Raw genomic sequence first — 22657 nt, 5'->3', positions numbered from 1 at the left:
CCGGCCCCGGCCAGCAACAAACCCCGCACGGTTCGCCCTGCGGGGTTTTTTGTTGCCTGCAGCAATGTGTCGCAAGTGATGGATAATGTCGGACCTTAAAAGCAACAATGCCATGTCCATGACGACCATCGAGGTGATCTCCGCAGGCCTGTTCGCCGCCGCGCTCATCCATACTTTCGCAGCAAAATCCTTCGAACGCCTTTCCGATCGCTTTCCGAAGCACGCCGGCCTGTTCCACCTGCTTGGCGAAGTGGAAGTGGTCTTCGGGTTCTGGGCAGCCATCCTGATGATTGCCATGGCACTTGCCGCAGGCGGCAAAGACGCAATCAACTATGTCGAATCCCGCCAGTACACCGAGCCCTTGTTCGTGTTCGTCGTCATGGTGGTAGCCGCTTCCCGGCCGGTGCTTGCAACCGTCCGCGCCACTATCCTGACTGTCGCCCGCCTTGTCCCCTTGCGCGACACGTTGGCGCAAGTATGGCTCGGCCTCGCCGCGGTTCCCTTGCTGGGTTCGCTGATTACCGAGCCGGCCGCCATGACGCTCGCCGCGCTGATGCTTGCACCGCTGGTATTCCGCCGCGATATGCCGGAGCGGATGAAGTATGCCGCGCTTGGCGTGTTGTTCGTGAACGTGTCCATCGGCGGAACCCTGACTTCCTATGCCGCGCCGCCCGTTCTCATGGTCGCGTCGACCTGGAACTGGGATACGCTTTTCATGCTCGGCAACTTCGGCTGGAAGGCGGCTGCTGCCGTTATCCTCAACGCCAGTGCCATGACCTGGCTGCTTCGATCCCATGTTCCGGAGAACACCGGGAATGCAACGGAAAGCCCTATCCCCCTTCTCGTCAGCGCCATTCACCTCCTCTTTCTCGCTAGCGTGGTGCTCGTCGCGCATCATCCGGTGATCTTCCTCGGCCTGTTCCTGTTCTTCCTCGGGTTTACGCAGGCGTATGACCGTTACCAAAGTCCGCTCATCCTGAAGGAGGGACTGCTGGTCGGGTTCTTCCTGGCCGGGCTGGTCGTCCTCGGCGGCATGCAGCAATGGTGGCTGCAGCCCATCGTTTCCTCCCTCGACCCGACTGCCTTATTCTTTGGTGCGCTTGCGCTGACCGCCATTACCGACAATGCCGCCTTGACCTATCTGGGCTCCCTGATCGAGGGAATTTCAGACACGTCGAAGTACATGCTCGTCGCAGGCGCCGTCGCGGGCGGGGGACTCACCGTCATCGCCAATGCGCCCAACCCGGCAGGCGTTGCCTTGCTGCGCAACGGTTTCGAGGATGAGTCGATCGGCGCCGGCGGGCTCCTCCTCGGCGCGCTGCTGCCGACTGCGGTTGCCGCAGCATTCTTCCTCGTGTAACCCCGAAGGAAACAAAAAACCCGCAGGGCTTGCGCGCTGCGGGTTGAATGGCGTCGAATGGCTCAGCGACGCGTGATCATATAATTCTGGAGCGGTGCTTCCGCGACAGACGCCCACTGGTTCTGGTCCTGGCGGAAACGCTTCCACGGTTCGTAGACCTTCTTGAACTTGGCATTCTTCGCGGCTTCTTCGTCCATCACTTCCGTCGCTGCCTTGTAGCAGGCGTCCATGATTTCCTTCGAGAAGCTGTGCAGCTTCACGCCGTTCTTGAGCAGGCGGGCCAGGGATGCCGGGTTCTTTGCATCGTACTCGGCCTGCATCACGATGTGCGCTTCCGCCGACGCGGCTTCGACGGCTGCCTGGTAGTCCTTCGGCAGCTTTTCCCATTCCTTGATGCCCATGTAGAAGGACAGCTGGGGACCGGCTTCCCACCAGCCCGGCGCATAGTAATGCGGCGCGACCTTGTAGAAGCCAAGCTTTTCGTCGTCATACGGACCCACCCATTCCGCGGCGTCGATCGTGCCCTTTTCCAGTGCGGGGTAAATGTCACCGCCGGCGATCTGCTGCGGCACCAGGCCGAGGCGCTGCATGACGCGGCCGGCGAATCCGCCGATACGCATCTTCAGACCGTTGAGGTCCTGCACGGTCTTCACTTCCTTGCGGAACCAGCCGCCCATCTGGCAACCTGTATTCCCGCCGAGGAAGTTGACGATGCCGTAATCCTTGAAGAATTCGCGCATCAGCTGCATGCCGCCACCCTGGTTGATCCACGCCGTCTGCTGGCGCGAATTCAGGCCGAACGGAACCGCGCAGTCAAATGCGAACGTCGGATCCTTGCCGAAGTAGTAATACGATGCGGTGTGCCCCATCTCGACGGTACCGGCCTGCACAGCGTCCATCACCTGCAGTGCCGGAACGATTTCACCGCCCGCAAACACGCGGACGTTGAACTTGCCGTTCGTAATCTGTGAGAGGCGCTGCGAGAACGTCTCTGCGGCGCCGAAAATGGTGTCCAGCGATTTTGGGAAGCTGGAAGCCAGACGCCAGTTGAGCGTCGGCTGCGATTGCGCGAGTGCCGGTGCTGCAATAGCGCCTGCCGCGGCGCCAACAGATGCCTTCTTGATAAAGGAACGACGTTCCATTTTGTCTCCTAGGGGGTTACGCATCGAATTCCGGTTTGTGACCAGAGTGTCTGTTATCCATACAATCCTGTATGTTGCGAAGATTGTATGGGGTCAATTTTTCACTGGCAATACATACTCATTTTGCGTCGCAGCAATTGTGCCCGCGAAAACACGTAGATGAATTCCTCCATCGAAAAAGCCGAGATTGCGTAGTATTACGCAGCCGAAATCATTTGCAGCAGGATAAGGCCGCGCCTCTACGTGAACTGTCAGCGTGACGACAATCCACAGCCCAAATAAAGGCGGCATGGACGAAAAAAAACCCGCGACGCTTGCACGACGCGGGTTCTGGCGATGCGGGTAAAGCGATCAGCGGCGCGTGACCATGAAGTTCTGCATGGTTGCTTCAGCAACCGAGAACCACTGGTTCTGATCCTGGCGGAAACGCTTCCACGGTTCGTAGATCTTCTTGAACTTGGCGTTCTTCGATGCCTCTTCCTCGTTCACTTCGTTGGCTGCCTTGTAGCAGGCTTCCATGATGTCCTTCGAGAAGTAGTGCAACTTGACACCGTTGCGCAGCAGGCGAGCCAGCGCCGCCGGATTCTTGGCGTCGTATTCCGCCTGCATCGTGACGTGCGCTTCATAGGAAGCGACTTCGATCGCGTACTGGTATTCCTTCGGCAGCTTTTCCCACTCCTTGATGCCAACGTAGAACGAGAACTGCGTGCTCGGCTCCCACCAGCCCGGTGCGTAGTAGTGCGGCGCGACCTTGTACAGGCCGAGCTTTTCATCGTCGTACGGACCAATCCACTCCGCTGCGTCGATGGTGCCCTTTTCGAGCGACGGATAGATGTCGCCTGCCGCAATCTGTTGCGGCACCAGGCCAAGGCGCTGCATCACGCGGCCACCGTAGCCACCGATACGCATCTTCAGGCCTTGCAGGTCGGATACGCCCTTGATCTCCTTGCGGAACCAGCCGCCCATCTGCGAACCGCTGTTACCGCCCTGGAAGTTGACGATGCCGTAGTCCTTGAAGAATTCGCGCATCAGCTGCATGCCGCCGCCCTGGTCAAACCAGGCGGTTTGCTGGCGGGAGTTCATGCCGAACGGAACGGCGCAATCGAATGCGAACGACGGATCCTTGCCGAAGTAGTAGTACGACGCGGTGTGGCCCATTTCGATGGTGCCGTTCTGCACCGCATCCATCACCTGCAGCGCGGGGACGATTTCACCGCCAGCGAAAAGGCGGATGTTGAACTTGCCGCCGGTAAGCTGGGCGACGCGCTTGCAGAATGTTTCGGATGCGCCGAAAACGGTATCGAGCGTCTTGGGGAAGCTCGACGCCATGCGCCAGTTCAGGGCCGGCAGTGATTGTGCCAGTGCGGGTGCTGCCATCGCACCTGCGGCTGCGCCTACGGATGCTTTCTTCAGGAAGGAACGACGTTCCATGTTGTCTCCTCGGATTGGACTTCAAAACCATACGGACCGGTACGCGGTACACATAGACCTGCTATATGTCGCGGTCGATTGTATGGCGGGCAAAAAATTGCGTAGTTGAAAAAAATTTGCGCCCGAAGACAACGGGATTCATGGACGAGACCGCGCGGCCGGAAGCATTTGGGCGTTCCGGTACGGTAGCGTGGCTGAAAAAATTTCAAGCACCTGCTCTGGCGTGAGTCGAGGCGAGCGCCAGCAACGCGCCAGACCTGACGCAGGTCAAGAAACCGGCCGCAGGACGCGGCCGGCCAGAGGAAGCACGATTACTTGCGGCTCGACATGAAGTTCTGCATCTGCAGTTCAGCCACCGAGAACCACTGGTTCTGGTCGCGCTGGAAACGCGAATAGTGGTCGTAGACCTTCTTGAACTTGGCGTTCTTCGCCGCCTCGTCGTTCATGGTCGTCACGGCAGCCTTGTAGCTGGCTTCCATGATTTCCTTGGAGAAGAAACGCAGCTTGGCGCCGTTCTTGATCAGGCGGGCCAGCGCGGCCGGATTCTTGGCGTCATACTCGGCCTGCATGGACACGTGCGCCTCGAACGATGCCGCTTCGATGGCGTACTGGAAGTCCTTCGGCAGCTTTTCCCATTCCTTGATGCCGACATAGAAGGACAACTGCGCACCCGCTTCCCACCAGCCCGGCGCATAGTAGAACGGCGCCACCTTGTAGAAGCCCAGCTTTTCGTCATCGTACGGCGTCGTCCATTCGACGGCATCGAGCGCGCCTTTTTCCAGCGCCGGGTAGATGTCTGCGCCGGCGAGCTGTTGCGGCACGAGGCCCAGCGGCTGCATCACCTTGCCTGCGAACGCGCTGATGCGCATCTTCAGGCCCTTGATGTCATTGAGGGTCTTGATCTCCTTGCGGAACCAGCCCCCCATCTGCGCACCGGTATTCCCACCGAGGAAGTTGATGATGCCGTAGTCCTTGTAGAACTCGCGCATCAGGTCGCGGCCGCCGCCCTGATCGAACCAGGCGGTTTGCTGGCGAGAGTTCATACCGAACGGTACCGCGCAGTCAAATGCGAAGGTCGCGTCCTTGCCGAAGTAGTAGTAAGGCGCGGTATGCCCCATCTCCACCGTGCCGTTCTGCACCGCGTCCACCACTTGCAGCGGCGGAACGATTTCACCGCCCGCGAAGACGCGAATGTTCAGTTTGCCGCCGGTCAGTTGCGCGACACGTTTGCTGAATACCTCCGCCGTTCCGTACAGGGTATCCAGGGATTTTGGAAAGCTTGAAGCAAGACGCCAGTTGATGGTTGGCTGGGACTGCGCCAGAACCGGCGCTGCGACTGCGCCGACGGATGCACCGACAGCCGCTTTCTTGAGGAAGGAACGACGTTCCATGAAGGCTCCTTGGGTAAAAAAACTTGCGACGCAGAATCGTCGCATGTTTTTGCAATATTCGCTGAAGGCCGCTACGCCTGCCCAAATTTTAGGCAACGCTGCGCGAACCAGGTTCACTTGCGCGCAATCGGAATGCGACAAGAAAAGACCCGCGGCACTCGCGTGCGGCGGGTCCGATCGCTATTTCAGATGCGCAGCATTACTTGCGCGTGACCATGTAGTTTTGCAGCGGCAGTTCCGCGACGGAAGCCCACTGATTCTGATCCTGGCGGAAACGCTTCCACGGCTCGTAAATCTTCTTGAACTTCGCGTTCTTCGACGCTTCTTCGTCCATCACCTCGTTGGCTGCCTTGGAGCATGCATCCATGATCTCGCGCGAGAACTGGCGCAGCTTGACGCCGTTCTTCAGCAGGCGGGCCAGCGCGGGCGGGTTCTTGGCGTCGTATTCGGCTTGCATCACCACATGTGCTTCATACGATGCGGCCTCGACTGCTGCCTGGTATTCCTTCGGCAGCTTTTCCCATTCCTTGATGCCGATGTAGAACGACACCTGCAGACCTGCCTCCCACCAGCCCGGCGTGTAGTAATACGGCGCGACCTTGAAGAAGCCGAGCTTTTCATCGTCGTACGGGCCGATCCATTCCGCGGCGTCGATCGTGCCCTTTTCCAATGCCGGATAAATATCGCCGCCGGCGATCTGCTGGGGCACAAGACCCAGGCGCTGCATGACGCGACCGGCAAAACCGCCGATACGCATCTTCAGACCATTCAGGTCGGCAACCGTCTTCACTTCCTTGCGGAACCAGCCGCCCATTTGCGTGCCAGTGTTTCCGCCCATGAAGTTGATGATGCCGTAGTCGCGATAAAACTCGCGCGTCAGGTCACGCCCGCCGCCCTGGTCCCACCATGCAGTCTGCTGGCGGGAATTGAGGCCGAACGGCACCACGCCATCGAACGCGAACGTCGGATCCTTGCCGAAGTAGTAGTAAGACGCGGTGTGTCCCATTTCGACTGTGCCGGCCTGGACAGCGTCCATGACTTGCAGTGCCGGTACGATTTCGCCGCCGGCGAAAACGCGGATGTTGAACTTGCCGCCGGTCAGGGCCGACACACGCTTCGAGAAGGTCTCGGCCGCGCCGTAGATCGTGTCGAGCGATTTCGGAAAGCTGGACGCAAGGCGCCAGTTAATCGTCGGCAGTGTCTGTGCAATCGCCGGTGCAGCGACCGCTCCGACTGCGGCGCCAGCTGCCGCGTTCTTCATGAATGAACGACGTTCCATGTTGTCTCCAGTTGAATTGAACTCAAGATTTCTTGAGAAGAGCCTTGATACCCAGTCGCATGCCGGATGAAAGCCTCATTGATTCTAGGAGGGCGAATATGAAATTCACAATGAATATTTAGGCACTCAGGTGCAAGTGCTTAGGTAGTAACACGTAGACGATTCCCACTTCTGCAGTACCAGACGGACCCACGCGTGGCGTCAGACGGATTCGCATTGCCAGGAATGCTCAACATCGCTCATGCAATTGATAAACATCTTTCCGAAATAATCAACACTCAAGATCAATCATCGACAACTTTTTCAATGCGGCATTTGTGTGGATGTCCACAATTGTCGTGCTGCGCGCAGATCACCACAATGCGTGCACTTGGCGAAAGGGCGCGCATGCCAGTCATTGCGCATCACCCGCGCCACGCATCCGCGCAACGATTCATCCAACGTTTGCGCGCGCAGCTCAACCAAACGGAGAAGCAAGACATGCAACACTCGGGAAAGAAACCCTTTTACAAATCGCTGTATGTACAGGTCGTTACCGCGATCGTCATCGGCATTCTGCTCGGGCACTTCTATCCGTCGCTCGGCGCGGAAATGAAACCGCTCGGCGACGCGTTCATCAAGCTGATCAAGATGATCATCGCGCCGATCATCTTCTGCACCGTGGTTGTGGGCATCGCAGGCATGGAAGACATGAAGAAGGTCGGCAAGACCGGCGGCCTCGCCCTGCTCTACTTTGAAGTCGTCAGCACCATCGCACTCGTCGTCGGCCTCGTGATCGTCAACGTGGTGCAGCCTGGCTCCGGCATGCATGTCGATCCGAGCTCTCTCGACACCAAGAGCATTGCCGCCTATACCGCACCGGGCAAGATGCAGACGACGACCGAGTTCCTGATGAACATCATCCCGACCAGCGTCTTCGACGCGTTCGCCAAGGGTGACATCCTCCAGGTCCTGATGTTCTCGGTCCTGTTCGGCTTCGCGCTGCACAAGTTCGGCGGCCGCGGCACGCTGGTATTCGACTTCATCGAAAAGTCGTCGCACGTGCTGTTCTCCATTGTCGGCATCATCATGAAAGTGGCCCCGATCGGCGCGTTCGGCGCAATGGCCTTCACCATCGGCAAATACGGCGTCGGCACCCTGCTCTCGCTGGGCAAGCTGATGGGCACCTTCTACCTGACCTGCCTGGTGTTCATCTTCGTCGTGCTCGGCCTGATCTCCATGATCCATGGCTTCTCGATCTGGAAGTTCATCAAGTACATCAAGGAAGAACTATTCATCGTTCTCGGCACCTCCTCCTCAGAGTCCGTGCTTCCCCGCATGATGGCCAAGCTGGAAAACCTCGGCGTGAAGAAGTCCGTCGTCGGCCTGGTAATCCCGACCGGTTACTCGTTCAACCTGGACGGCACCTCGATCTACCTGACGATGGCAGCCGTATTCATTGCGCAGGCAACCGACACCCCGATGACCCTGACCCAGCAGCTCACCCTGCTCGCTGTCCTGCTGCTGACTTCCAAAGGGGCCGCAGGTATCACCGGCAGCGGCTTCATCGTGCTGGCTGCGACCCTGTCCGCTGTCGGCGGCATCCCGGTTGCCGGCCTGGCGCTGATCCTCGGCATCGACCGATTCATGTCCGAAGCCCGCGCCTTGACCAACCTGATCGGTAACGGTGTTGCTACCGTCGTTGTTGGCAAGTGGACGGGCGACCTCGATGTCGCGCAGATGCACCAGCATCTGAACAATGAGACGCTCGAGGAAGCTGAAGAGCCGGAAGAAGTTCTGGACCTGACTGAAACCCACATGCCGGTGACACCGAAGGCCGCATAAAAGCGGACCTCCTCTCACAAAAAGACAGCCCGTTCGCGGGCTGTTTTTTTTACGTCGGCACGTTCAAAACACAGGGCTGTTTCAAGGCGGCCTGGTCATATTCGCCATGCAAAGAAAACGGGCCTGGAATGCGCCGCACTCCAGGCCCGATTCAGTTTGAGTTGATCCGATCAGCTGCCGGCGATCGTCATGCTCTCGATGAGAATGGAACCGGTTTCCTTCGTACCCCGCACCAGCGTGTCGGCACCAATCGCGGCGATCTGCTGGAACATGTCCTTCATGTTGCCCGCAATCGTGATCTCCTCGACCGGATACTGGATCACGCCGTTCTCCACCCAGTAGCCAGAAGCACCGCGCGAATAATCACCGGTGACGTAGTTCACGCCCTGCCCCATCAATTCCGTGACCAGCAGGCCGGTGCCGAGCTTCTTGAGCATCGCCTTGAAGTCGTCGCTCGGGCGCGTGAGATTGGAAACGATCGTCAGGTTGTGCGAGCCGCCGGCATTGCCCGTGGTCTTCATGCCCAGCTTGCGTGCCGAATAGGTGGACAGGAAATAGCCCTGTACCACGCCATCCTTGACGACGTCGCGTCGGCTGGTCTTCACACCTTCTTCATCGAACGGCGCCGAACCGACTGCACCAACCACGTGCGGATCCTCCACCACCTGGATATGCGGTGCAAAAACCGGCTTGCCGAGCGAGTCGAGCAGGAAGGTGGACTTGCGGTACAGTGCGCCACCGGAGATCGCCTGGACGAAAGCACCCAGCAGACCGGCAGCCAGCGGCGCCTCAAACAGCACCGGGCATTTGCGGGTATCCAGCTTCCGGCCGTTCAGCCTGGCCAGGGCACGCTCTGCCGCGTAGCGACCGATGTCCTCGGGACGCGCAAGGTTTTTCGGATCCCGGGTCGATGAATACCAGTCGTCGCGCTGCATGCTGGCGCCCTTGCCCGCGATCGGTGCAACGGAAATGGTATGGCGCGAATACGGATAGCCGCCCATGAAGCCCCGGCTGTTGGCCGACATGAAATGGGACTGCTGTGCGTAGACGCTTGCGCCTTCGCTGTTCGTCACCCGCTTGTCAACGGCAAAGGCCGCCGCTTCGCAGCGGGTAGCAATATCGACCGCCTCTTCCGTGGAAATCAGCCACGGGTAGCAAAGCTGCAGGTCGCGAGGCGCCATTTCGAGCATGTCTTCGTCCGGCAAGCCCGCGCAGTCGTCCTCGGCGGTGAAGCGTGCGATGTTGTATGCCGCCTCGACCGTGTCTTGCAGGGATTGGGTCGAAAAATCCGAGGTGCTGGCGTTGCCGCGCCGGATATGCCCTTGCTCGCCGAGATAGACGGTGACGCCGATTCCCTTGTCCTTGTTCTGCTCAATCGTCTCGATCTTGCCCTTGCGCACCGTTACCGCCAGGCCGCTGCCCTCGCTGATCTCCACGGAAGCGTCCGACGCGCCCTTTTCCCTGGCGAAACGCAGTACGTCCTGCGCGATCTGTTTCAGCTGGTCCTGGCTATGGGTAAATACGGGATTGCTCATGAGCTTGTTTTTTTGGAAGTGGCTAAAACGGTTATCATAGCAGTCGTTTACAGAATGGCTTTGATTCATCATGGTTAATCCCAACCGCGGCAGTGGCGGCGTCGGCTACCGCTCCGACGAATTCGAACAGAAGTACGACCGTCCTTCCAAGTCCCAGCTCAAGCGCGAAATGACCGCACTCCAGGAACTGGGCGAAGAACTGGTGTCCCAGCCCAAGGAGCGCGTGATGCGCGTGCCGATGCCGGAAGATGTGCGCGAGGTGATCCTCGAATGCCAGAAGATCAAGGATCACGAAGGCCGCCGACGCCAGATGCAGTACGTCGGCAAGAAGATGCGCACGCTGGAAGAGGACGAAATCGCGGCCATCCAGAAGGTGATCGACAGCTGGAAGGGTGCATCGAAGGCCGAGACTGCCGCCATGCATGCGCTGGAGCGCCGACGCGAGAAGCTGCTGGCCGACGACAAGGCACTTACCGAGCTGAAGGAAGCGCATCCGGAAGTCGACGTTCAGCAACTGCGCGTCCTCATCCGTAACGCTCGCAAGGAACAGGCGGAGAACAAGCCTCCCAAGGCTTACCGTGAAATCTTCCAGATCCTCAAGCAATTGCAGCAGTCCAAAGCCCCGGCCGCCGACGATGAACAGAATGACAACGCCGAAGAAGACTGACCCCGATGAGCTGCTGATCGGCCTGGTATCCATTTCCGACCGGGCCTCCAGCGGCGTGTACGAAGACCAGGGCATCCCCGCCCTGCGCGACTGGTTCACTGCCGCCCTGACGAGCCCATGGAAGATGGAAACGCGCCTGATCCCCGATGAGCAAGCGGAAATCGAAAAAGCGCTGATCGAGCTGGTGGACGAAGCCGGTTGCGACCTCGTCCTGACCACCGGCGGCACAGGCCCGGCGCGGCGTGACGTTACGCCCGAGGCCACCCTCGCCGTCGGCACAAAGGAAATGCCGGGCTTTGGCGAGCAGATGCGCCAGATCAGCCTGAAATTTGTCCCGACAGCCATCCTGTCGCGTCAGGTTGCCGTGATCCGCGAAACGGCCGACCGCGCCGCCCTGATCATGAACCTTCCCGGCCAGCCGAAATCGATCAAGGAGACGCTGGAAGGACTGAAGGATGCCGACGGCAAGCAGGTCGTCGCGGGCATCTTCGCCGCGGTACCGTACTGCATCGACCTGATCGGCGGCCCCTATATTGAAACCAACGAGGCGGTGTGCAAGGCATTCCGCCCGAAGTCCGCCATCCGGCAGAAATGACATGACGACGCCGAGCCTGGAAACCATCGAGATTGAAACCGCCCCGAACCCGGAAGTCGCGGTGATCTGGCTGCACGGCTTGGGCGCGGACGGCAACGATTTCGTGCCCATCGTGCGTGAGCTCGACCTCCGCGGCTGTCCTGCAATCCGTTTCGTGTTTCCGCATGCGCCAACCATGCCGGTCACGATCAATTACGGCTATGTCATGCGGGCGTGGTATGACATCCTCGGCACCGACCTGACCAACCGTGAGGATGAAGCTGGCCTGCGCAAGTCGCAGGTGCTGGTCGAAGAACTGATCGCGAGAGAAAAGGCGCGCGGCATTCCGGCCAGCCGCATCATTCTCGCCGGATTCTCGCAAGGCTGCGCGATGACGCTGCAGACGGGTCTTCGCCATCCTGAACAGCTTGCCGGCCTGCTCGGCCTGTCCGGCTACCTGCCCATCCACACCAAGCTGGAGGCGGAACGGCACGCCACCAACCACGACACGCCCATTTTCCTCGCGCACGGTCGCCATGACCCAATCGTTCCGATCGACCGCGCGGAAAAATCGCGCGATGTATTGCAGGCGCTTGGCTACGCCGTGGAGTGGCACGACTATCCGATGGAGCATTCGGTGTGCCTGGAAGAGATCGCCGATGTGAGCGCTTGGCTTCGGCAAATACTGGCCTGATCCAGGCTGACCGCAATAAAAAAAGGGCGGGTTCGCATCATGCGACCCGCCCTTTGATTTTTCCGTTCAAGCTACTTACTTGAACACCACCGTCTTGTGTCCATTCAGCAGGATGCGGTGTTCGACGAACCACTTGACCGCGCGCGCGAGCACCACGCACTCCACGTCGCGGCCGATGGCGGTCAGCGTATCCGGTTCCATCGAATGGTCCACGCGCTCGACATCCTGTTCGATGATCGGGCCTTCATCCAGGTCGCCGGTCACGAAGTGTGCCGTCGCGCCGATCAGTTTCACGCCTCGGTCGTGGGCCTGGTAATACGGCTTCGCGCCCTTGAAGCTGGGCAGGAAGGAATGATGGATGTTGATCGCCTTGCCCTTCAACGCATCGCACATCTGCGGCGACAGAATCTGCATATAGCGTGCCAGCACGACAAGATCAATATCGTTGGCCTTGACGATTTCCAGGATCCGCTCTTCCTGCGCACGCTTGGCCTCAGCCGGGGCGCCTGTTGCCAGCGGCAAGTGGTGGAAGGGAATGTTGTAGCTTGCCGAGAGCTGGTAGAAATCTGTGTGGTTCGAGACGATGGCGGGAATTTCGACCGGAAGCAGGCCGCTCTTGTAGCGGAACAGCAGGTCGTTCAGGCAATGGCCGATCTTGGACACCATCAGCATGACGCGCGGCTTCTTGCGCGCGTCGTGCAGTTGCGCATCCATCCCCAACTCCTTCGCAACGATCTCGAAATCGGCGCGCAACTGCGTATCGTTGATGGCAGGGTCCTCCGCGGCGAAATGCACACGCATGAAGAACAGCTGCGATTGAGCGTCGCCGAACTGTGCCGAATCGATGATGTTGCAGCCGTGCTCGGCAAGGAAGCCGGACACGCGATGAACGATACCGCGGTGATCAGGGCAGGACAGTGTAAGGATGTACTCGGGGTGCGTCGTGGTCATGATGGCAATGCAGCAGGCGAAAAACGAAAGGCGCTATTGTCGCACGGCACGCGTGGACAAACAAAAAACCCGGAGTCGCTTCCGCGAGATCCGGGCAGTCCGGAACGCCAAAGGCGCTCCGAAGAATAGTTCTTGTTGCTTAGCCGACCTTGGCGACGGACAGGCCCTTGTTGGACGCAGCAGCAGTACCAACCTGGATGTCGCCGGAGAGCTGGCCGCCCTCTTCGATCACGACCTTGCCGTAGCGGACCTTGCCGGAGACCTTGCCGGTCGAGTAGATGACCAGCTTCTGGCGCACGGTCAGTTCGCCGTCGAATTCGCCGTGGATTTCAGCGATGTCGATTTCGGCGGAGCCCTTGAACGCGCCGCGCTCGGCGATCTGGATCACGCGGGAATCGATGGTCGCTTCGACGCGGCCTTCAACGCACAGCGTGTCGCAATCGGTGATTTCAACGCCCTTGAGCTTGATATTCGGTCCGACGATCAGCTTGCTGCCACCCTCGTTGGTGCTGCTGGCCGGCGTGTCGGTACCAGTGGAAGTCATCGGCTTGGAGATACCCGAAGTACCGGTCGGAACAATGCCGCTGGCGGTGCTGAGGGGCGAATTTGGCGTGTTGGTATCGCGCTTGCCAAAGAGGGTTTCGGAACGAAGCATGTTATCTCCAAAAAAATAGTGCGAAAGTTAAAAACGGTTTTCGATGTCATGAAAACGCCCTCAGCATTCCCATCGCATCGAAAACGTGGCAACACTTCACGTGCGTTTATGCTGCAGGAATAAGAGCCAAACCTACCGGCCTCCCCACCTCTTAAGCCACAGCAATGTTGCGGCTCCTCACTTGGTCAGCATGACGCTTGGAAAGTTCAACCGAATTCCCGAATGTTTGAAACTGTTACACTTTGACAAAAAAGCACGGTCGTTCAATTTAATGTATGATCACTCACCTACCCATTCCGAGAAGGAGACAAGATGACCACTACTACTCTGACGAATCGCCAAATCCGCCTGGCTGCGCGTCCTGTCGGCATGCCCAAGCGCAGCGACTGGAACTTCACTTCCGAGCCGGTGCGTGATATCGCGGACGGTGAAATCGTCGTCAAGACGCTTTACCTTTCGCTGGATCCCGCAATGCGCGGCTGGATGAACGAGGGCAAGTCCTACATTCGCCCAGTTGGAATCGACGAAGTCATGCGCGCCGGCGGTATCGGCAAGGTGGTCGCATCGAAGTCGCCCAAGTTCGCGGTGGGTGACTATGTCTCTGGCGGGATCGGCGTCCAGGAATACTGGACCGGACCGGCGGACGACAAGACAGCAGGCTTCTACAAGGTTGATCCCAAGGCCGCACCGCTGCCGAAGTACTTGAACGCGCTGGGCATGCCCGGCATGACCGCCTACTTCGGGCTGCTGGATGTCGGTCAGCCGAAAGCCGGTGAAACGGTCGTCGTCTCGGGCGCGGCGGGAGCAGTGGGCCAGACCGTCGGCCAGGTTGCCAAGCACAAGGGCTGCCGCGTGGTCGGCATTGCCGGTGGCAAGGACAAGTGCGATTTCGTGGTCAACGAGCTTGGCTTCGACGCCTGCATCGACTACAAGAGTGGATCGGTGCGCGAAGGCCTGAAGCAGCATTGCCCGAAAGGCGTCGACGTCTATTTCGACAATGTAGGCGGCGACATCCTGGATGACGTGCTCACCCGCATCAACATGAAGGCGCGCATCATCATTTGCGGCGCGATCTCCCAGTACAACAACACCACCCCGGTCAAGGGCCCGGCCAACTACCTGTCGCTGCTGGTCAATCGCGCGCGCATGGAAGGCATCGTCGTGTTCGACTATGCTGATCGCTACCATCTCGGCGTGACCGAAATGGCAAAGTGGATGAAGGAAGGCACGTTCAAGACGCGCGAAGACATCGTTGAAGGGATCGACAACTTCCCACAAACGCTGCTCATGCTTTTTGAAGGCAAGAACTTCGGCAAACTGATCCTGCAGGTTGCCAAGGACGAGTAACACTTAAGTTTCGGCTGCGACTGAATGGCACAGGCAACTGTGCCATTCGCCGTTTACAGCTGTGCGGGCATATCGATTGACATTTATCTTGCCAACGGTCACCCTCTCGCAGTTGCTCAAAGAACAATACAACCTGCGAGGAGAGGATGCATGCTGAACCCCGACGAATTGCTTGCCAAAACAGACTTCCCCGGCAAGGACTTGTCCGCCCCGGAAGCTTTCGAATTCACTGGTAGCGGCAGCGAATATTTCCGCATCTGGATCGTCAACCTGCTCCTTACCATCGTCACGCTCGGCGTCTATTCGGCCTGGGCGAAAGTACGGAAGACGCGCTATTTCTACGACAACACGATCCTTGCGGGCGCCAGCTTCGAGTATCACGGCAGCCCCATGTCCATCCTGCGCGGACGCCTCGTCGCCCTCGCATTTTTCGGTGCATACAACATTGCGTTCATGATTTCGGACACCGCCGGCTTCGCTGCCCTCGCGCTGCTCGGCGCGGCCATTCCCTGGCTGATCTGGAAAAGCCTGCAGTTCAAGCTCTACAACTCCAGTTACCGCGGCATCCGCTTCGGCTTCGGCGGCACGGCAGGAAAGGTCTACCTCACCTATCTCGTGCTTCCCCTCGCGACTTTACTTAGTGCCTACCTCCTTGCGCCTTTCACGCACCAGCGCATCAAGAAGTTCCAGCATGAGCACAGCCGGTATGGCGGCACGTCATTTTCCTTTCATGCATCGGCGGGCAGTTTCTACAAGGCCTACCTGATTGCTTTTCTCGTCGCGCTCGGTGGCCTGGTCGCGATTGCAGCCGCCTTCGGTGGCACGTTTGCTGCCATCATCAAGGCAGGCAGCCCCAAGGACGCTGGGGCGGCCGCCGTCGGGACGATCCTGATCTTTCTGCTCGTTGTATATGCGTGGCTGTTCTCGCTGCTGCCCTTGTTCCTCACGCTGATTCAGAACCTGATCTGGAACCACACGCATCTGGGCAACCATCGTTTCATGAGCCGCATGCGCGTCGGCAAGATGGCGTTCATCGCGCTGAGCAATATGATCGGCATCGTTGCCACACTCGGCCTGTTCATCCCTTTCGCCCAAATCCGCACAATGCGGTACCGGATCGAGTCGATGGCAATCCTTCCCTCTGGCAGTCTCGATGATTTCATCGCCGACGCGCAGGAAAACGCCTCCTCGACCGGTGAAGCCGCAGCCGACCTGCTCGATTTCGACCTGTCTCTCTGATGATGAATTCGGAACTGATCGTTGCGGCGTTTTACTTCGACGGAAAATCGTCGCGCCGCCATTCGGTCACCCTCGCCGTACGCAACGGACTCGCCGTTATCAGCGGCGATGTCCGGCGCGAATGTGCAATTGGCGATTTGCGCGTGTCGGAGCGCTTCCGCAACGCCAGGCGCAAGGTGACTTTTCCCGACGGCGCCTATCTCGAAATCCTTGACCCCGTCGCTTTCGATGCACTGCTTGCCCGTACAGGATTTCAGGATTCATTCGTCGTCCGCATGCAGCAAAGTTGGCGCAGCACGCTGATGGCGTTTGCCATGACGGCCTCGTTGCTCGTGATCGGCTACCTCTATGCGCTACCCGCAGCCGCTGATCTTGCCGCCAAGGCTTTGCCGGAAAGCGTGGAGCACATGATCGGCAAGGAAACGCTGGCCTTCCTCGACAAGCGCATGCTGACGCCATCCGCGCTTGACGCGGCTCGGCAGCAGGCTTTGATCAGCCGCTTCCGGACCCTTGTTCCTCCAGCAGATGGCATGCCGGCTTACGCGATTGTCTTTCGCAAAAGCCGGATCGGCCCCAACGCATTCGCCCTGCCTTCCGGACACATTGTCCTGACCGACGAACTCGTGAACCTTGTCAATAGCGACGACGCTGTGATCGCCGTCCTTGCCCATGAACTGGGCCATCTGCATGAGCGCCACCTTACACGTCGGCTGATCCAGGGCTCGATGATCGGCGCGGGGGCAACGCTGTTGTTCGGGGATGTGTCCTCGGTGATCGCCAACATCCCGACCGTGATGCTGGACCTGAAGTACTCACGGGATGCCGAGCGCGAGGCAGACGATTATGCGCTCGCGATGCTGAAGAAGAATGGAATCGACAGCGCTGCCCTGATCCGCGTCTTTGAAGCCTTGGAAAAGGAATCGGACGATCACTCGCCCTATTTATCCAGCCACCCGCCGGCATCGGAGCGCATCGCGCGCATCCGCGGCGCCAAGTGATTAGCGCATCGGCCGGCACTGGCGCAGTTCGCACTGCGCCATGAAGGTCGTGCCGTTGTCGCACTTCATCCGGTAGATCTCGACGGGGCCCTTGTCCGTAATCAGGCCGGCGCCAGTGGAACCCTCGCAACCAAACCGTTTTGCAAGCCGCTCGACCGTTGTGGACGATGTGCCTGGACGGAAGTCCACGGTCTGGAGCGTCACGTCGCCCGCACCGTCATTGAACTTGATATCGGAGGTAGTTGCTCCGTTGCGCGCCCGTGCCGGCGACTCCTGCGCGGGAGCCGGCTGCGCCGACGAAAACGACGGAATCCAGTCGGGAAGCTTGAGCCCGGTAGACGAACAGCCCGCGAGAATGCATACGGAAACGGCCACGCCCAACGTGCGGATGTACTTCATGCGACTTTCTCCCTGTCTGTGCAAGCCAAAATGATTCTTCTTGTCGTCGCCCTCCGGGCAACGCCGCTCAGTTTATACCGTCACACTCCGGCATTGCAAAGCTGGCGCCCGTGAGCTGGAAAATTCGTTGGATTTTTGAGGCACGCAAAAAAAAAGCGCTGCGGTTTCCGGCAGCGCTTTCTTTGATACCAAAAGCCGATTACTTGCTGCGGCTCTTGTATTCACCCGTGCGGGTATCGATTTCGATCTTGTCGCCGATGTCCACAAACAGCGGAACCGGGATTTCGAAACCGGTGGAGAGCTTGGCAGGCTTCATGACCTTGCCCGAAGTGTCGCCCTTGACGGCCGGCTCGGTGTAGGTGACTTCGCGAACGATGGTGGTCGGCAGTTCAACCGAGATCGGCTTGCCGTTGTAGAAAACGGCTTCGCACGCCATGCCGTCTTCCAGGTAGTTCAGTGCGTCGCCCAGGTTCTCGGCTTCGATTTCGTACTGGTTGTACTCTTCGTCCATGAAGACATACAGCGGGTCGGCGAAGTACGAGAAGGTCACCGGCTTCTTGTCGAGAATGACGACGTCGAACTTGTCGTCGCCGCGGAAAACGTTTTCCAGCGGCGCGTTCGTCAGAAGATTCTTCATCTTCCACTTGTAGGTGAAGCCCGTGCGGCTCGAACCGTTGACGTCGGAACGCAGAACGATGAAAGGCTTGCCGTCAACCATGATGATGTTGCCAACACGAATTTCTTTTGCAAATTTCATAGGGAATGGTCGTAAAAATAGGTTTCGTAATAATCATCGGGCACGTCGTGGCAACGGCACCGTAAGCCTGCGTTTGATCGTCGTCAAACGCAATCAATCGACGCAGGATTATATCGCCTTTTACCCTGCCTCCGACCCACGCAGGCGAGCAAAATTGAGCAAATTCGATACCAAATCGCCATTTGCAAGCACTTCCTGCTTCCAATCTTTGGCTCTACGAAGCATGGTTGGCATATCGGCATGCAACTCTGTCCACAGGCCATTCCAGTCTGGATCCACGGCGGCGCCGTCTGGAGCCATTCCATTCCACACCCGGGAAAACACGCTCAGGCTTTCGACCCCTGTCGCATAACGACGCAGGAATGCGCCCAATTTGACATGATGCAGATTCTCGTCTTGCGGATATATATGCCAGACGAATGGCCTCTCGGCCCATTGCGCGCGAACAAAGGAATCTTCCCCGCGCACAAAATTAAGGTCGCATGACCAGAGCAGCCTGTCATAGTCCGGCTGCGCGACAAAAGGCAGCACGCGCACGGTGAGCGCACCCCGCTTCCGCGCCGCGCCCGGCCTTGCCTCCTCGCCGAGAAAGGCCTGGATCGCATCGCTGGCTACTCCCTCGGGCACCAGGCAGGTGATTGCAGCGTCACCACCTTGCCAGGCATCCAGAAGCAATGGGACTGGAGCGTGCGGATAGCAGAACAAGGACACCTTCAGCGAAGCGGTTTCCGCAGGTGTCAGTCCGAAGCGAGCCAGGAATGCCGCCATACCTGCCTGATCCGACTGAAACTGCTCGCGCGCTTCCTCGAGCGAAGACTCATGCAGCAAGCCTCCCGTTTTTGCCGTGAAGCCGGGGAAGAAAAAATACTTCGTCAGCGGCAAGCGCGGATGCATTGAGGGCAAGGTATGGCATCCCTCTACCCACTCCTCCGCGCTGAGTCCTTCGAGGTTGAGCCAGACCGGACGGGGTTCGCATTGCGCCATGGCGGAGATATACCCCGGCGGGATATCGCAAGCGAAAAATTCGATCACGATGTCCGCAACGTCACACGGTGCGAACTGCCCATCCTGGTCGCGCCAGTAGCGGACCTCTACATGGTCGACACGCTGGAGATCAACATTCAGGGCAACGTCCGGGCAGATCCGTCGGAAGCTGTGCAAATCGTCAACCCACAACGTGACCTCAATGCCGTGTTCCTCGTGAAATTGCCGAGCGAGGCGCCAGCAGATGCCGATATCGCCGTAGTTGTCGACGACCTTGCAGAAGATGGCCAGTGAAGTTGCGCGTGATCTATCGAGGAGCATGGTCGGTGATGTCCTTCCAGCTAAATGGTGCTTGTGCCGCGACTCGCGTGTACAGCGAAGCCGGAATCAAATGTTACTGCGGAAAAGAAAAACGCCACGCAATTGCGTGGCGTTTTAATGTGGCGTCCCCACGGGGATTCGAACCCCGGTACTCACCGTGAAAGGGTGATGTCCTAGGCCTCTAGACGATGGGGACAGAAACCTGTCGAACTGCAGCCTATTATATTGCTTTTGAACTTCTTTTTCTACCGCACTTCTTGTCGCTGGTGGAGGTAAGCGGGATCGAACCGCTGACCTCTTGCATGCCATGCAAGCGCTCTCCCAGCTGAGCTATACCCCCGTGTGCGAAGAAACGAGAGTATAGCAAAGATTTTTCTCGCGTGTAAATGCTCTTCGAAAAATTTATCAAATAAATTTCTGAAGACGCGCGACAACGGTATCGCGGCCGAACAATTCCAGCACGGCGTCGATCGACGGGGTTTGCAATTGACCAGTAATGATCAGGCGCAGCGGCATGGCGAGTTGCGGCATCTTCAGCTTGTGCGCAGCGAGCACTTCTTTCGTCGTCGCAGAAATCGTTGCCTTGTTCCACTCGATGGATTTGCATGCGTCCGCAAATTGCACGAGCGCCGGTTTCACAGCATCCGTCACGTGCTGCGTTACCAGCGCCGGGTCCGGATTGGGCTCGCGGTAGAACAGCATCGCCGCGTCCGCCAGCTCGTTGGTGGTGTTCGCGCGCTCCTTCATGAGTGCGATCACTGACTGCAGCGCCGGTGCGCCGTCGAACTTCGCGCCATCCTGCTCCATCAGCGGACGGACCAGGCCTTCAAGACGCGCATTGTCCGCGAGCTTGATGTAATGGTTGTTCAGCCACGCCAGCTTTTCAGGATTGAACTGGGCCGGCGACTTGTTCAGGTGCTCGACGTCGAACCACTGGCAGAACTGCTCCATGGAGAAAATCTCGTCGTCGCCATGGCTCCAGCCGAGACGGGCCAGGTAGTTGAGCATCGCCTCCGGCAAGAAGCCCTGCGCCGGATATTCCATGACGCTGACCGCGCCATGGCGCTTGGAGAGCTTCTCGCCGTCGGCACCCAGGATCATCGGGACGTGGCCGTATTCCGGCAGCGATGCGCCAAGCGCGCGCAGGATATTGATCTGACGGGGCGTGTTGTTGACATGGTCGTCGCCGCGAATCACGTGGGTCATCTTCATGTCCCAGTCATCGACCGCAACGCAGAAGTTGTAGGTCGGCGTGCCGTCCGGCCGCGCGATGACGAGGTCGTCCAGTTCGCGGTTGGAAATCGTGATCGTGCCCTTGACCATGTCGTTCCAGGTGACGTCGCCGTCGAGCGGATTCTTGAAGCGCACAACCGGCTTGCGGCCTTCAGGCACAGTCGGCAGAGTCTTGCCGGGTTCGGGACGCCAGGTGCCGTCGTAGCGCGGCTTTTCGCCGGCAGCGCGCATGCGTTCGCGCATGGCTTCCACCTCGTCCGGCGTGCAATAGCAATGGTAGGCGGTGCCGGCAGCCAGCATCTGTCCTACAACTTCGCGATAGCGGTCCATGCGCTTCATCTGATAGAAGGGGCCTTCGTCGTGATGCAGGCCGAGCCAGTTCATGCCGTCAAGAATCGCTTGCACCGCTTCCGGTGTCGACCGCTCCAGGTCGGTATCTTCAATTCGCAGGATGAAGGTGCCGCCGTGGTGACGGGCGAATGCCCAGGAGAAAAGCGCGGTACGCGCGCCGCCGAGGTGGAGGTAGCCGGTCGGGCTGGGTGCGAATCGAGTGCGGACTGTCATGGCAAATCAAATAAAAAAACGGCCTTGGATTGCCAAAGCCGTGGAAATGGAAAGTGCGTTATTTTACCTTGTCGGCAACGCCCGGGAAATCAGTCGTTCTTGATGACGATGCTCGGGAACTTGCTGGTCATGTCCTTGGCCTTTTCCGCCACCTTGACCGCCAGCTTGCGTGCGATCTCTTTATAGATATGGGCGACCTTGCCATCCGGATCCGCGACGACGGTCGGTTTGCCGGAATCGGTCTGCTCGCGGATGGCCATTGTCAGAGGCAAGGCGCCGAGGAATTCGACACCATATTCCTTGCACATCTTTTCCCCGCCGCCGGCGCCGAAAATATGCTCCGCGTGACCGCAGTTGGAGCAGACATGGATGCTCATGTTTTCGACAATGCCAAGGATGGGGATGTCCACCTTCTCAAACATCTTCAAGCCTTTGCGTGCGTCGAGCAGCGCGATGTCCTGCGGCGTGGTCACGATGACCGCACCAGTTACCGGCACGCGCTGGGACAGTGTCAGCTGGATGTCGCCGGTGCCGGGCGGCATGTCGACGATCAGGTAATCAAGATTACGCCAGTTGGTCTGCTCCAGCAGTTGTTGCAGGGCCTGCGTGACCATCGGACCGCGCCAGACCATGGGCTGGTCGGGGTCGATCATGAAACCGATCGACGAGACCTGCACGCCGTAGTTCTCCAGCGGCTCCATGGTCTTGCCGTCCAGCGATTCCGGCTGGCCGGAGATGCCCATCATCATCGGCTGCGATGGGCCATAGATATCCGCGTCCAGGATGCCGACCTGCGCGCCTTCCGCCGCCAGGGCCAGCGCCAGGTTGACGGCGGTAGTTGACTTGCCCACGCCGCCCTTGCCGGACGCCACCGCAATGATGTTCTTGACGTTCGACATCAGCTTGACGCCGCGCTGCACCGCGTGGGCAATGATCTTGGAATAGACGTTCGCTTCGACGTGCCCGGCGCCGGCCAGCGTCCGCACGGCATTGACCGCCATCGCGCGGATCGGCTCGATCTGGCTTTTTGCCGGGTAACCCAGCTCGACGTCGAACCGGATATCGGCGCCGTTGACCTGGATGTTTTTCGCTGATTTGCCCGATACGAGGTCCTTGCCGGTATTCGGGTCGATAACCTGGGACAGTGCCGTCTTGACGGCCTCAACGGTGATACTCATTGTTTCTCCTGAATTTTGTAACAGCAAGTCTAAACCATTCGTGGCCGAATCCGCCCGCGTTTGACACCGCTGACCTGCGATAAGAGCCCCCGCACTGCTAAAATGGCAGTTTTATTTCTCCAAGCATTATTGCC

General features: G+C 58.8%; 20 protein-coding genes and 2 tRNA genes. 8 read left to right on the top strand and 14 right to left on the bottom strand.

Annotation, left to right across the window (positions count from 1 at the left end; all coding sequences use genetic code 11):
* The first annotated feature begins 118 nt into the window (after positions 1–118).
* Entirely contained in the window at positions 119–1360 is a 1242-nt protein-coding gene (locus ACNOHI_RS07755; protein WP_420474350.1) for a putative Na+/H+ antiporter, read from the top strand.
* Positions 1361–1422: 62 nt separating this feature from the next.
* On the opposite strand, the gene ACNOHI_RS07750 is transcribed toward ACNOHI_RS07755, so the two are convergent.
* The 4 genes from ACNOHI_RS07750 to ACNOHI_RS07735 all read right to left on the bottom strand — a co-directional run bounded on the left by ACNOHI_RS07750 (position 1423) and on the right by ACNOHI_RS07735 (position 6603).
* A complete protein-coding gene (locus ACNOHI_RS07750; protein ID WP_420474099.1) occupies positions 1423–2502 on the bottom strand; it encodes a TRAP transporter substrate-binding protein in 1080 nt (359 codons plus the stop codon).
* A gap of 351 nt (positions 2503–2853) precedes the next feature.
* Positions 2854–3933 (bottom strand): TRAP transporter substrate-binding protein, encoded by a 1080-nt coding sequence (locus ACNOHI_RS07745; protein WP_420474098.1) that lies wholly within the window; start codon positions 3931–3933, stop codon positions 2854–2856.
* A 311-nt stretch (positions 3934–4244) separates the two neighbouring features.
* On the bottom strand, positions 4245–5324 hold the full coding sequence (locus ACNOHI_RS07740; protein WP_420474097.1) for a TRAP transporter substrate-binding protein: 1080 nt from the start codon (positions 5322–5324) through the stop codon (positions 4245–4247).
* 199 nt (positions 5325–5523) lie between these two features.
* Positions 5524–6603, bottom strand: a complete 1080-nt coding sequence (locus ACNOHI_RS07735; RefSeq protein ID WP_420474096.1) for a TRAP transporter substrate-binding protein — start codon at positions 6601–6603, stop codon at positions 5524–5526.
* Positions 6604–7083: 480 nt separating this feature from the next.
* Between ACNOHI_RS07735 and ACNOHI_RS07730 the strand changes: the two genes are divergently transcribed.
* On the top strand, positions 7084–8427 hold the full coding sequence (locus tag ACNOHI_RS07730; RefSeq protein ID WP_420474095.1) for a dicarboxylate/amino acid:cation symporter: 1344 nt from the start codon (positions 7084–7086) through the stop codon (positions 8425–8427).
* Between the two features lie 170 nt (positions 8428–8597).
* Here ACNOHI_RS07730 and pmbA read toward each other — a convergent pair whose 3' ends face one another.
* Positions 8598–9962, bottom strand: coding sequence for a metalloprotease PmbA (gene pmbA, locus ACNOHI_RS07725; RefSeq protein ID WP_420474094.1), 1365 nt, complete (start codon positions 9960–9962; stop codon positions 8598–8600).
* A gap of 70 nt (positions 9963–10032) precedes the next feature.
* On the opposite strand from pmbA, the gene yjgA reads away from it, so the two are divergent.
* Genes yjgA through ACNOHI_RS07710 form a run of 3 tightly spaced genes read left to right on the top strand, consistent with a single transcriptional unit; the run spans position 10033 to position 11897 of the window.
* On the top strand, positions 10033–10629 hold the full coding sequence (gene yjgA, locus ACNOHI_RS07720) for a ribosome biogenesis factor YjgA (protein WP_420474093.1): 597 nt from the start codon (positions 10033–10035) through the stop codon (positions 10627–10629).
* Entirely contained in the window at positions 10607–11224 is a 618-nt protein-coding gene (gene mog / locus ACNOHI_RS07715) for a molybdopterin adenylyltransferase (RefSeq protein ID WP_420474092.1), read from the top strand. The genes yjgA and mog overlap by 23 nt, the downstream gene beginning before the upstream one ends.
* Before the next feature lies 1 nt (position 11225).
* Positions 11226–11897: an alpha/beta hydrolase gene (locus ACNOHI_RS07710; RefSeq protein ID WP_420474091.1), complete on the top strand. Its 672-nt coding sequence runs from the start codon at positions 11226–11228 to the stop codon at positions 11895–11897.
* A gap of 75 nt (positions 11898–11972) precedes the next feature.
* Here the strand turns inward: ACNOHI_RS07710 and purU are convergent, their stop codons facing one another.
* Together purU and ACNOHI_RS07700 are read right to left on the bottom strand one after the other, a co-directional pair.
* Entirely contained in the window at positions 11973–12848 is an 876-nt protein-coding gene (gene purU / locus ACNOHI_RS07705) for a formyltetrahydrofolate deformylase (protein WP_420474090.1), read from the bottom strand.
* Positions 12849–12987: 139 nt separating this feature from the next.
* A complete protein-coding gene (locus ACNOHI_RS07700) occupies positions 12988–13503 on the bottom strand; it encodes a bactofilin family protein (protein WP_420474089.1) in 516 nt (171 codons plus the stop codon).
* A gap of 312 nt (positions 13504–13815) precedes the next feature.
* Here ACNOHI_RS07700 and ACNOHI_RS07695 point away from each other — a divergent pair, with 312 nt between their 5' ends.
* The 3 genes from ACNOHI_RS07695 (at position 13816) to ACNOHI_RS07685 (ending at position 17087) form a co-directional block, all read left to right on the top strand.
* On the top strand, positions 13816–14850 hold the full coding sequence (locus tag ACNOHI_RS07695; RefSeq protein WP_420474088.1) for an NADP-dependent oxidoreductase: 1035 nt from the start codon (positions 13816–13818) through the stop codon (positions 14848–14850).
* Positions 14851–15000: 150 nt separating this feature from the next.
* On the top strand, positions 15001–16089 hold the full coding sequence (locus ACNOHI_RS07690; RefSeq protein ID WP_420474087.1) for a YjgN family protein: 1089 nt from the start codon (positions 15001–15003) through the stop codon (positions 16087–16089).
* Positions 16089–17087, top strand: coding sequence for a M48 family metallopeptidase (locus ACNOHI_RS07685; protein WP_420474086.1), 999 nt, complete (start codon positions 16089–16091; stop codon positions 17085–17087). Before ACNOHI_RS07690 ends, ACNOHI_RS07685 begins: the two co-directional genes overlap by 1 nt.
* Here the strand turns inward: ACNOHI_RS07685 and ACNOHI_RS07680 are convergent, their stop codons facing one another.
* The 7 genes from ACNOHI_RS07680 to apbC form a co-directional block, all read right to left on the bottom strand.
* Positions 17088–17486, bottom strand: a complete 399-nt coding sequence (locus tag ACNOHI_RS07680; RefSeq protein WP_420474085.1) for a hypothetical protein — start codon at positions 17484–17486, stop codon at positions 17088–17090.
* A gap of 199 nt (positions 17487–17685) precedes the next feature.
* Entirely contained in the window at positions 17686–18243 is a 558-nt protein-coding gene (gene efp, locus ACNOHI_RS07675) for an elongation factor P (RefSeq protein WP_420474084.1), read from the bottom strand.
* Positions 18244–18363: 120 nt separating this feature from the next.
* Positions 18364–19548 carry an elongation factor P maturation arginine rhamnosyltransferase EarP gene (gene earP / locus ACNOHI_RS07670; protein ID WP_420474083.1) on the bottom strand — a complete coding sequence of 395 codons (1185 nt, stop codon included), beginning with the start codon at positions 19546–19548 and terminating at the stop codon, positions 18364–18366.
* A 120-nt stretch (positions 19549–19668) separates the two neighbouring features.
* Positions 19669–19744 (bottom strand) — tRNA-Glu (locus ACNOHI_RS07665).
* Between the two features lie 68 nt (positions 19745–19812).
* Positions 19813–19888, bottom strand: a tRNA-Ala gene (locus ACNOHI_RS07660).
* 65 nt (positions 19889–19953) lie between these two features.
* On the bottom strand, positions 19954–21345 hold the full coding sequence (gltX, locus tag ACNOHI_RS07655) for a glutamate--tRNA ligase (RefSeq protein ID WP_420474082.1): 1392 nt from the start codon (positions 21343–21345) through the stop codon (positions 19954–19956).
* A gap of 89 nt (positions 21346–21434) precedes the next feature.
* Complete coding sequence (gene apbC, locus ACNOHI_RS07650) at positions 21435–22523, bottom strand: iron-sulfur cluster carrier protein ApbC (protein WP_420474081.1); 1089 nt, start codon at positions 22521–22523, stop codon at positions 21435–21437.
* Between the last annotated feature and the right edge of the window lie 134 nt (positions 22524–22657).

It is taken from the genome of Noviherbaspirillum sp. ST9 (assembly GCF_048799745.1).
GTDB lineage: Bacteria > Pseudomonadota > Gammaproteobacteria > Burkholderiales > Burkholderiaceae_D > Noviherbaspirillum.
Note: the sequence above shows the minus strand (reverse complement) of the source record. Positions and strands in the feature narration are given on the sequence as shown.